We start from the raw sequence: 11,329 nt of genomic DNA on the forward strand, positions 1-11,329 counted from the left end.
TACAAGAAGGAGTGTCTACGGATTTGATAAAAAAGTTCTTACAAAAAAATGGACTGATCATTGATCTTGTCCTGTTGGCATGTTTTGTGGCGTTCCTGGCCTTCTGGGGCCAAAGATTCCCAGTCATGTTTTTCGGAATGATCACGGTGGCTTTTATCGTTCTAAGACGGATTGACTATCAGAAGCATGTTATTCTGAAACGGATTATCCTTACCGGAATTAGCGTGGCTGCCGTCTCTTTTGTCATTATCGAAGCCCTTGTATTCACACAGCTCGGTGCGAATGATCCGGATGAGGCAGACTATGTCATTATTCTGGGTTCAGGCATCCGTGGAACGGAATTGTCATTGACCCTGAAACAAAGGTTGGATGCAAGTTTGGACTACATTCGCAGCCACCCTCAGACACCCGTCATTGTATCGGGTGGGCAGGGACCTGGAGAATCCATTCCTGAAGCGCTCGCCATGAAAAACTATCTAATTGAACAGGGGATTAACCCCGTCCAAGTCATTATGGAAGATCGCTCCACAAGTACACAGGAGAATTTGGCCTTTTCCAAAAGAATCATTCTTGAATCCGGGTTAGAGCACCCTGAGATCATGATTGTCACCAGTGACTATCATATGTTCCGTTCCAAATACATCGCTGTCAAGAACGGTTATGCAGCAGAATACGGCATATCGGCCCCGTCACCGGGTTATCTGAAACCCGTCAACATGATCCGTGAATATTTTGCTACGATCAAAACATTTATCTAATGCACATGACAGAAAAAAGCAAACAGGACGAAGCGGAGATCTATGATCTATGCTTCGTCCTGTTGCATATAAGGATGGCTATTGCTCCTTAACGATAGGTTATTTTTCTGAAGGAGCAGGTACAGTTACTGAAACCTTATCCCCAGGGAGAGCTACCATTTCAGGAGATTCACCAGTAAAAGGAACAGTGGCTGATTCTACAACTTTAGCCTCAGAAGGTTCAGTAGTAGATGGAACAGTAGTAGAAGGTACAGTAGCAGACGGAACTGGCACAGCTTCGGAAACTTCATCCTCAGGGAGAGCCACGATCTCAGGAGTTTCGGAAGTAGAAGGAGCAGTTACAGCTTCGGAAATTCCAACCTTGTTGGGAGAAGCTACGATTTCAGAAGATCCACCCGTAGAAGGAACAGTCACAGCTTCAGAAGCCTCAGCCTCCACTTTAACCGTGTGGTTTGATGCCCATACGGCGGTGGACGTACTTACACCTGTAATAAGCAGGAGGGCTCCCATACTTAACATCCAATGTTTCTTTTTCAGTTTCTTTACATTAAACATAATCATCAATCTCCTTTTTAATTGTTTGCCTTCACCCGATAGGGACGAACAAAATTGAGCAGGCATTTTCTTGGTTCCCGCCATCACATTTAAAATTGTCTCACCATATCGTCTGCGTTCTTCGTGGGACATCTCTTTCACCACATCTTCATCACAGGCCAACTCGCTCCAGGTATGAATGTCCCTGCGAATCATATGAATCAGGGGATTGAACCAGTGCAGGGCACTAACCCCCAAGGTCAAAGCTTTGACCCACAGATCTTTATGTTTTAGATGTACCAACTCATGATGAATTACCATACTGATGTCCATTTTCACCGTATTTTCGGGTGGCAGATATATCGTGGGTTTAAACAAGCCAACCAGTATAGGGCTTCGTACTAGCGTGCTGTGAGCAAGCGTGATATTACGTTTGAGACCCAAAGCTTCTTTGATTAATGGTAGCTGTACAGCTGCTTCACTATGACAGAGGACTGGGGTACGTGTACGAGATAATTCATTCAGAAATCTTCGATAACAGTACACCTGCCATGCAGAAAAACCAATGACTCCAATGCCCCAGACGCATAACAAGAACCAGGCTGTGGTTACCGAGATGGTTTGTTCCGGGATAAACGTTCCTGCAAGTACATCCGAAGCTGCTGCATTCTCCGTACCTGGTATAGTTGATGTCGTTTGGAATGCAATATCCAAAAGCCATGAAAGGCCAAGAGATACCGGGAACAGATAAAACAAGATAGCCAGTTTACCGAGTCTGTAGAGCCACTTGGTCGGAAAGACAGAACCGGGTATAAGTCGTAGTGCCAAAATACAAACAGAAACGATACTTCCCGCCACGGTCAGGCTGCACAGAATCTCAAAAAAGATATTCATCATCTGCACCTACTTTTCCGAAAGCCATTTTTTCAGTTCTGAAATGTCATCGTCTGAAAGCTTGTCACCGTCATACATGGCCGAAACCAAATTCTTGACTGAACCTTGATACAGTCCATCAAGAACATGCTGCGTTTCCTGTAGTTTGTAATCTTCGGGTTTCAGAAGAGGCTCATAATCATTGGTCCGTCCACGTCTCGTGACGGTAAGAGCGCCTTTATCCACCAACCGTGACAGAAAGGTAGACATGGTCTGCGCTTTCCACGCTTTCCCCTTCTCAGCAAATATGTCTAATAGTTCTGTGGAGGTGACCGGTGGGGCGCATGACCATATAACAACCATTAACTCCATTTCTGTTTCGGATAATTTTTGAATCTGGTTCACAGTGAACACTCCTTAACATCGTTATGCGTCCATAACGATCGTATTACTACACTACGTAGTACGTATAAACTACTACAACTTGTAGTGGATAGTCAAGTTATCCTGATAGATGATTGCCAAACCATGTTATAATATAGGTCATTAATAGAAGAACGATGTAGGAGTGAATGATCATTACAGCATATCAATTACCTGCTCTCTATGAGCAGAAGCGAATTTCAATGCAAGCGATGGAAGAGATTGTACGCCTGTTGGCGCAGGCACCACTATTATATGATGATGGACAGGGCATCCAGGTTCAGGATTACATGGGAGGCTTGGAGGTCGAACTTGAGCATGAGGTACGCCGTGCAGTGACCGAGTTGTACGAACTGGCTGTTCAGGCCTGCCGGGTCTTCGCCGATCCATTGGCGTACGAGCAACTTCAGGATGCGCTTGGGTTACAGGCTGAGTTATGGCAGGAGGAAGTGCTTACTCTTGCAAAGTGGATGGACTGGCTGAAGCAGATCAGTGAAGGAAAGAGAACACTGCCCGAGTACAACTTTACAGCCATGCTTGGCAATCTGCCAGATGGATTCATGATCCATGATTTTTATGATGAACTCCGATATCAGCTGGAACAAAACCCTGCAAACGCATGGGCTATCGAAGAGCGGGATCGCTTGTACGCAGCTCTTGGTGCGAAATAAATCAAACCAACGGGTCACCGGCGGTGTTAATCTAATATCTGTATTTTGCATGCATAGAAACATTCCAATCTATATCTTGCGAATTCTTTACCCAGTATGGGAAATGAGGGGATACCGTGAAGAAGGTTGTATTAGCTGGTGGAACGGGATTTGTTGGACAGGATTTTGCCCAAAGATTCAGAAAGCTGGGGTATGAGGTGTTAATTATCTCGCGTCAGCCCGGTCATATTGCCTGGGAGGATCGTGCAGGAATTATAGGGGCACTGGAAGAAGCAGAAATGTTGATTAACCTGGCAGGTAAATCGGTGAACTGCCGTTATACGGATGAGAATCGCAAAGTCATTCTGGAATCCAGAACCCGTACAACGCGCATTCTCGGGGAAGCCGTCCTAGCTTGTAATCAACCTCCCGAACTATGGATTAATTCGAGTACAGCGACCATATACAGACATGCTGAAGATCGTCCCATGACGGAAAAAGAGGGCGAGATTGGCTCCGGATTCTCGGTCGACGTTGCCAAGGCATGGGAACAGGCTTTCTTCGAATTCAGTCTGCCGTCTACGCGTCAGATTGCACTTCGGATTGCGATTGTGCTGGGCGAGGGCGGCGTGATGGTGCCCATGACGAACCTCGTCCGTTTTGGACTGGGAGGATCTCAAGGCGCAGGAACACAGCAGTTCAGCTGGATTCATATCGAGGATCTCTTCCGCATGGTAATTTATCTGCAAGAGCATCCACACTTGAATGGTGTGTTCAATGCGTCCTCTCCGCATCCGGTGACGAATCGGGAGCTAATGGCGCGTCTGAGAGAACAGATGGGGGCGCGGATTGGACTACCTTCTCCTCGCTGGATGCTTGAACTGGGCGCACGCTTCATTCAGACCGAGACGGAACTGGTTCTCAAAAGCCGTTGGGTGATTCCCGAGCGAATGGAGAGGGAAGGCTTCACGTTCACATACGGTACACTAGATGCAGCTCTTGCCGAGATTTTGAATAAGAAGAAATGACATTTCATAACAAAAGAAAACACAACAGGAAGGGCAGAGGCATCTGCCCTTTTGTTATATATGTTCAACTAAACATTTACACGATAACGGAGAGGATAGAAATAACTTGAAGAAGCGAAGCGGTCGCCTAAAAGCTTTCTGAAAGAAAGCTGCATCGGAAGCATATGCTTATCCCCGGATTTCCCCATTTTACAAAAGGAATCAAAAAAATCTGGGGATAACAGCGATCGGAAAGTTGTTCTGTCATCGCAGTGTCTGTGTAAATACTAATTAGCTGAACTTATAGAGGTTTTTCAAAAAGTCCGCTTTTGATTACGAAGGATGCCTATCGGCATCATCAGCATCGAATATGGAATTCAGCCGAAATAAGCTGGAGGCTTACGAAGTATGTTTCCTTTGGAAACATTGTGGTTGCTCACGTAGTTTGCCTACGCTCCGCTACTCCATTTCTAGCTTCATCCCATCTTCTCGGTACTGAAAACCGGTCTTTTTGAATACGAGCTTATATTATATCAGTCAGATGAACAGAAAGAGGTTGGGGAAATGCAACTTAGAAGAGTAAGGATCGCAGGAACAGGGAAGTACCTGCCTGAACAGGAAGTCACCGATGAGGAACTGGATCGCCGCTTGGACGTGCCTGCCGGATGGGTCAGTAAAGCCACAGGCGTAGGTGTACGTCATTATGCTTCGGGTGAAGAAACCTCATCTTTCATGGGCGCGCGGGCTGCGGAAGCTGCACTGGTGGATGCAGGATTACAATTCAGTGATATCGACTGTCTGGTGTGTACCAGTGGCACGAAGGAACAACCGTTGCCAAGTACGGCGGTATTTATCCAGCAGGCCATGGGGCAGCAAGATTCGGGCGTACCTGCCTTTGATATGGATGCAACCTGCCTAAGTTTCCTGAACGGACTGGATGTGATTTCCTATATGGTAGATGCCGGACGTTACCGGCGAGTACTGCTCGTAGCCACTGAGATTGCCTCAGCCGGACTGAATTGGTCGGATAAAGAAAGTGCGGCCCTGTTCGGAGATGGAGCGGCCGCTGTTATTATTGAGCGTTCGCCTGAAGGGTCATCCTCTCAGATTGTACATGCTTCCCTTCAAACCTACAGCCGAGGTGCTCGCTTCTCGGAGATTGCAGGTGGAGGTACACGGCTGCATGCTTCGAATTATAAGGCGGATCAGCCTGAACCCTACCTTTTTCATATGGATGGACAGGCGATCTTCCGCATGGCTTCCAGACTTTTGCCTGGATTCATTGGTGATATGCTGCAGGCGACCGGGAATCGAATGAAGGATTTCCAATTGATCATTCCCCATCAGGGAAGTGCCATGGCGATGAGACTGATTCGCAAGAAGCTTGGCATTGCTGAAGATCGGTTTATGGACATCACACGAAATCACGGCAATACGATTGCGGCATCGATCCCGATGGGTCTGCATGAAGCGATTAGACAACAGCGTATTCAGCGTGGTGATCGGGTGTTGATGATTGGCACGGCTGCCGGATTATCATTGGGAGGACTCATTTTTGACTACTAGATCTGGGGAAACCAGACATCGTACAGTTGCTTCTCTCCGTGTGCTGCTTACAGGCGGAAGGGCTCCCGTAACGCTGGATCTGGCACGCATGCTTCATCGGGCAGGCCATCGGGTCTATGTTGCGGAGAGTGCCTTACGGCATCTGACCAGATCATCCAGTGCAGTGGAACAGTGCGCTGTGGTCCCATCGCCGCGTCATAACACACGTGCGTATCTGGCAGAGCTGGAACGGTTGGCACAGGATTGGCAGATCGACCTGTTGATTCCGATGTGTGAAGAAGTCTTTTATGTTGCTCAAGGGGCAGACAGACTGCGTGTATATTGCCGTGTTCTGGTTACAACCTTGGAGCAGCTGCATGAGTTGCACCATAAATATGAATTTATCCAGCTTGCAAGGTCACTCGGTCTTTCGGTTCCGGATACACGTCTGATCCACAGTCGGCAGGAATGGATGGAAGCCCAGTCTGTTATAGAAAAAGTAGGAGATTGGGTGTGGAAACCGGTGTATTCCCGCTTTGCATCCAAAGTTCGCATGCCAACACTCATGACCGATGACGCTGGGGCAGGGAGGGATAAGCAAGGAAACGTAAGCGAAAAGAAACGTCGACATTTCCGTAACGACCCTCCGGACGACGCGGAATTATCCTCTATTTCACCTTGGGTTGCACAGGCCTACATTCCTGGTCAGATGTTATGTACATACAGCATAGCGCATGAAGGGCAACTGGTTGCACATGCCACTTACGACAGTCGCTATCGTACAGGAAGCGTGGGAGCCAGTGTTTTTTTTGAACAGGTGGAACATGAAGGTGCCCTTGCGTGGGTTAGACAATTTCTTGAGGCAACGGGTTTTAGTGGACAGATTGGGTTTGATTTTATAGAAGGTCAGGACAGGCGAGTGTACGCGATTGAGTGTAATCCGAGGGCAACGAGTGGGATTCATCTGTTTCACCCCGGAGATGACTTGGTGCGTGCACTAACTGAACCGGAGACGTTGGTAAAAGAAAGAAAAATGATCACGCCCGCACGGGGCAGCAAAGCCATGCTCATGCTCCCCATGCTGGGAAGCGGAGTACAGCAGATCTTTGGCAAAGGGAAATTCCGTGCATGGATAGCTGCGTGGCGTGGAACCAGGGATGTGGTCTATGTAGGGCAGGATATCCAGCCTGTATTTGAACAATTCGGAGTGCTGCTAGCTGCATGGCGTCTGGCAAGATCACAGAAGTGCTCGCTGACTGAAGCTTTGACTCATGACATAGAATGGAACGGTGAACAACAATGAATAGAGCATTGGTTACAGGAGCTACGGGATGTCTGGGAAGGCACCTCGCGATGCGGCTTGCCAAAGAGGGATGGGAAGTCACTGGGATGGGCCGACAGCCAAAGGTTGGTGCAGAACTTGAGTTGGCAGGAATCCGATTCTTGAGTAGTGGAGATATACGGGATCAGGCAACAGTAAACGAAGCGTGTACGGGACAGGATGTGGTGTTTCACTGTGCAGCTCTATCCTCGCCATGGGGCCGATATCGTGACTTTTATAGCAGCAATGTGGAAGGGACGCAGAATCTTGTAGATGTATGCCTGCATAATGAAGTACAGCGATTCATACATGTCTCAACTCCGAGTATATATTTTAATTACAATCCGCGATATAACGTACATGAGAATGATCCGTTGCCATCCAAACCAGCCAATCATTATGCAGCCACGAAGCTTCTCGCTGAGCAGGTTGTAATGGAGGGGCATGCGAAGGGACTTCCATCGATCATGATTCGACCGCGAGCCATTTTTGGTCCGTATGATCAGACGTTATTTCCCAGAATTGTCGCAGCAAACGCAAAATCGGGCGTGCCGATGATCGGTGGTGGACAGGCGTTAATCGATCTGACCTGTGTGGATAATGTGGTGGATGCCTTGTTGTTGTGCCGCGATGTCGATGCAGAAGCACTCGGCAGAGCTTACAATATCTCCAATGGCGATCCGAGAGCGTTCAGTGAGTTGGTGAGCAGCCTGTTTGGCATGCTGGATATGCCCTTGCGTCGTCGAAACATTCCTTATCAGATGGCATATGGTGTGGCAGCGTTGCTAGAGCGAGTTCATGGCTTTATCCCTGCGATGGGTGAACCTGCATTGACACGGTATACAGTCGGCTCCTTATCTATTCCACAGACATTGGATATTACGGATGCACGGGAGCAATTGGGATACATCCCTCGGGTGTCCATTGAAGAGGGATTGCAACAATTTGCAGACTGGTGGAGGGCTGAATCATGCTGACAACAACTCCGGTGAAACTATATTTGGGTGCGGCGGGTTACTGTACACATCCAGAGTTTCTGACGCTGCGTGGTGGTCGATTGAGTCCAGTACATTTCCCGGCAGGATTTGCCTGCATCATTCATCCCGTACATGGACCGATCCTGTTGGATACGGGATATAGTTCCCGCTTTTTTGAGGAAACGGCTCATTTGCCTAATGCAATGTATCGTCATATTACACCAGTGGTCTATCGTGAAGAGGATAGTGCCGTTCATTTTTTGGCTCGAATTGGACTGAAAGCTTCGGATATTCGGTATATCATCCTCTCTCATTTTCACGGCGATCATATTGCGGGTGTACGAGATTTCCCAGAGGCACAATTCATCTATCTGCCAAGAGCCTATGATGCTGTGCGCTCACTTGGTCCGATTGCGGCTGTAAAAGCAGGTTTTCTTGCGGGGCTGTTGCCCGAGGATTTTATAGTCAGATCATTGCCAGTTACGTGTGAGCCTGAGCGATGGATAAGAGCGGGGGAAGCTTTCCCTTTTGATGAGGTCTACGACATTTTTGGTGATGGCAGTCTGCTTGGGGTGGATGTATCCGGTCATGCGGAAGGCATGATGGGACTCCTGTTGCGTACAGAAGAACATGACTATTTTCTCTGTGCGGATGCGGTATGGTCGAGTCGGGCTTTTCGTGAACAGCGCAGACCGAATATTTTTGCTGGAATCATTATGTCGAATCGACAGGAATACCATCGTAACTTTGACAAGCTGGTTCAGCTGCATCAGCAATCTCCCCACATTCGGATTGTGCCGAGTCATTGTCGAGATGTACTGGACGCTTGGGGTGCAGGAGGGCTGAAACGATGAGTAATACCTTTCGTATTGTGGTTCATTATGCACTCGCACGTGGGCTGCGAACATGGAAAACACGAGAACAACTTGAGCGCTGGCAAGAGCGCCGGATTATTCGGCATGTTCATCAGATCCGTGCCCGATCTCCGTTTTACCGGAAGTGGTGGGGTGGCGTGGACGCAACCGACTGGAGAAGCTTTCCGTTGATTGACAAATCAACCATGATGGAATATTTTGATACACTGAACACGGTGGGTATTACCAAGGACAAAGCGCTGGCTCTTGCAGGTGAAAGTGAAGAAACACGTGACTTCAAACCTTCCATTCAAGGTGTGACGGTTGGACTGTCTTCGGGCACGTCAGGGAACCGGGGGATATTTTTGGTGAGTGATCGGGAGCAGGATGCGTGGACGGGTACGGTGTTGGCCAAGTTGCTGCCTGGTGGACTGTGGAAACCTGCGAAGATTGCGTTTTTCCTGCGGGCCAACAGTAATCTGTATGAATCGGTGCAACGTGGAAAATTGCAGTTTCAGTACTTTGATCTGCTGGAACGTGTGGAGACCTTGGTTAAGCGGCTGGAAACCTACCAACCTACCGTGTGGGTGGCTCCTCCATCCATGCTGCGTCTGTTGGCGGATGCGTATGTGGCAGGATATCTGACTGCTGTACCGGATAAAATCATCTCTGTTGCCGAGGTGCTGGACCCCCTGGATCGCAAGGTGTTGGAGAAGATCTTCGGACAGACCGTTCATCAAGTCTATCAGTGTACAGAAGGGTTCCTGGGTGCAACCTGTCGTTATGGCACACTGCATTTGAATGAAGATATCGTGCATATTGAAAAAGAGTTCATTGATCCCGCCACCCGACGGTTCGTGCCCATTATTACGGACTTCTCCAGAACATCACAGCCGATCATCCGGTATCGGCTGAATGATATTCTGACCGAGGCGGCGCTGCCATGTGCCTGTGGTTCCCCGTTTACTGCCATTGAGCGGATTGAAGGCCGCTGTGATGACACGCTTTATTTTTCAAACATGCATACGGGTGAGGCGGTACCGGTCTTTCCGGATTTCGTTACCCGTTCGGTCATTGCGGCTTCGCCGGATATTGAACATTATCGTGTGGTGCAGCAAGGGGACGGAACAATGGAGGTATCCCTTCGACTTGGCGGGAACGCAGTGATGGCTCAGGTTGAGACCAATGTACTGCTGGAACTGATGAAGCTGGGAGAGCGGCTTGAATGCACCTTACCTGAGATCAGATTTGTACCGTATACGTTTGAACCGGGACTTACGAAGCTGCGCAGGGTGGAGAGACGGCATAATGGAGTGGCGGATTAAGCAGCAGGGGCCGTGCGGTATAGGTAGGAACGGGAAGTAAGTAATTTACCGAGGAAAGAAGGACACACCGTGACAGTAGAGGAAAACTTAACAGAAGCCGGACAGGGACGGATTAATGCAGGTTCTGATGTAGTGAAAAAGACGAAGGAAGGAACTAACGCTCCGGTGGCCTTAATTACGGGTACATCCAGTGGTTTCGGTATGCTTACCGCGATCACCCTTGCCAAGCAGGGATACCTTGTTGTTGCTACAATGCGTGATCTGAGTCGAAGAGAAGAATTGGTGAAACTGGCTGAACAGGCGGGGTTAGCTGAACGTTTGCAATATGTGCAACTGGACGTGACCGATGCTGAATCGGTGCAGAAAGCTGTGCGGTCCGTACTTCATAATAATGGCCGAATCGACATGCTGGTGAACAATGCGGGATTTGCGGTGGGCGGGTTCATTGAGGAAGTGTCAATGGAGGATTGGCGGCGCCAGATGGAAACAAATCTATTTGGATTAATCGCTGTGACACGTGCGGTCCTGCCTGTGATGCGTGAACAGAAGCAGGGGTTAATTATAAATTTGTCCAGCGTCAGTGGGTTGTCCGGTTTTCCAGGGTATGCGCCCTATGCTGCCTCCAAATTCGCTGTGGAAGGATTCACGGAAAGTTTACGGCATGAGATGTCTTTGTTCGGTGTTCGGGTGGTATTAGTTGAGCCTGGCTCTTATCGCACACCGATCTGGAATAAAGGTTTGGGTGAGATTCACCGGAGCGAGGACTCTCCGTATAAGCATAAGCTGGACGCGGTTCTTCGTTATTCCAAACATGCGAGCGAGACGGCACCTGATCCACAGGAGGTAGCCGATCTGATTGGCCGAATTGCACGGATGCGTGCACCAAGACTTCGATATGCGCTCGGAAAAGGTTCGCGTGTGCTCATCATAGGTAAAGTACTGCTACCCTGGAAGTGGCTGGAGTGGATCATCGCCCGTGGATTAAAATAGAGATAAGGTACGAGTCACGATTGCGTATTTTCCGAAAAGGAGAGATTAGCCATATTCGAATTTATCGTCATT

General features: G+C 48.6%; 11 protein-coding genes. 9 read left to right on the top strand and 2 right to left on the bottom strand.

The window, feature by feature from the left end; genetic code table 11:
- Positions 1-23: 23 nt before the first annotated feature.
- Positions 24-758 carry a YdcF family protein gene (locus MHI55_RS09260; protein ID WP_083684630.1) on the top strand — a complete coding sequence of 245 codons (735 nt, stop codon included), beginning with the start codon at positions 24-26 and terminating at the stop codon, positions 756-758.
- A gap of 99 nt (positions 759-857) precedes the next feature.
- Here the strand turns inward: MHI55_RS09260 and MHI55_RS09265 are convergent, their stop codons facing one another.
- Both MHI55_RS09265 and MHI55_RS09270 read right to left on the bottom strand, forming a co-directional pair.
- A complete protein-coding gene (locus MHI55_RS09265; protein WP_340389813.1) occupies positions 858-2,189 on the bottom strand; it encodes a M56 family metallopeptidase in 1,332 nt (443 codons plus the stop codon).
- A gap of 6 nt (positions 2,190-2,195) precedes the next feature.
- Positions 2,196-2,570 carry a BlaI/MecI/CopY family transcriptional regulator gene (locus MHI55_RS09270; protein WP_017689706.1) on the bottom strand — a complete coding sequence of 125 codons (375 nt, stop codon included), beginning with the start codon at positions 2,568-2,570 and terminating at the stop codon, positions 2,196-2,198.
- Positions 2,571-2,737: 167 nt separating this feature from the next.
- Here MHI55_RS09270 and MHI55_RS09275 point away from each other — a divergent pair, with 167 nt between their 5' ends.
- From MHI55_RS09275 to MHI55_RS09310, 8 genes are all read left to right on the top strand, one after another.
- On the top strand, positions 2,738-3,259 hold the full coding sequence (locus tag MHI55_RS09275; protein ID WP_076252508.1) for a hypothetical protein: 522 nt from the start codon (positions 2,738-2,740) through the stop codon (positions 3,257-3,259).
- A gap of 116 nt (positions 3,260-3,375) precedes the next feature.
- Complete coding sequence (locus tag MHI55_RS09280; protein ID WP_076252506.1) at positions 3,376-4,266, top strand: TIGR01777 family oxidoreductase; 891 nt, start codon at positions 3,376-3,378, stop codon at positions 4,264-4,266.
- Positions 4,267-4,809: 543 nt separating this feature from the next.
- The gene (locus MHI55_RS09285; protein ID WP_340389814.1) at positions 4,810-5,811 is read left to right on the top strand and encodes a beta-ketoacyl-ACP synthase III; all 1,002 of its coding nucleotides are present in this window, start codon (positions 4,810-4,812) and stop codon (positions 5,809-5,811) included.
- Positions 5,801-7,093 (top strand): ATP-grasp domain-containing protein, encoded by a 1,293-nt coding sequence (locus MHI55_RS09290; RefSeq protein ID WP_340389817.1) that lies wholly within the window; start codon positions 5,801-5,803, stop codon positions 7,091-7,093. The genes MHI55_RS09285 and MHI55_RS09290 overlap by 11 nt, the downstream gene beginning before the upstream one ends.
- Positions 7,090-8,088: an NAD-dependent epimerase/dehydratase family protein gene (locus MHI55_RS09295; protein ID WP_340389818.1), complete on the top strand. Its 999-nt coding sequence runs from the start codon at positions 7,090-7,092 to the stop codon at positions 8,086-8,088. Before MHI55_RS09290 ends, MHI55_RS09295 begins: the two co-directional genes overlap by 4 nt.
- A complete protein-coding gene (locus MHI55_RS09300; RefSeq protein WP_076252500.1) occupies positions 8,082-8,942 on the top strand; it encodes an MBL fold metallo-hydrolase in 861 nt (286 codons plus the stop codon). The genes MHI55_RS09295 and MHI55_RS09300 overlap by 7 nt, the downstream gene beginning before the upstream one ends.
- Positions 8,939-10,267, top strand: coding sequence for a F390 synthetase-related protein (locus MHI55_RS09305; RefSeq protein WP_076252498.1), 1,329 nt, complete (start codon positions 8,939-8,941; stop codon positions 10,265-10,267). The genes MHI55_RS09300 and MHI55_RS09305 overlap by 4 nt, the downstream gene beginning before the upstream one ends.
- A gap of 69 nt (positions 10,268-10,336) precedes the next feature.
- Positions 10,337-11,257 carry an SDR family oxidoreductase gene (locus MHI55_RS09310; protein ID WP_256720080.1) on the top strand — a complete coding sequence of 307 codons (921 nt, stop codon included), beginning with the start codon at positions 10,337-10,339 and terminating at the stop codon, positions 11,255-11,257.
- Positions 11,258-11,329: the final 72 nt, after the last annotated feature.

This window comes from Paenibacillus sp. FSL E2-0151 (assembly GCF_037993015.1).
Taxonomy (GTDB): domain Bacteria; phylum Bacillota; class Bacilli; order Paenibacillales; family Paenibacillaceae; genus Paenibacillus; species Paenibacillus amylolyticus.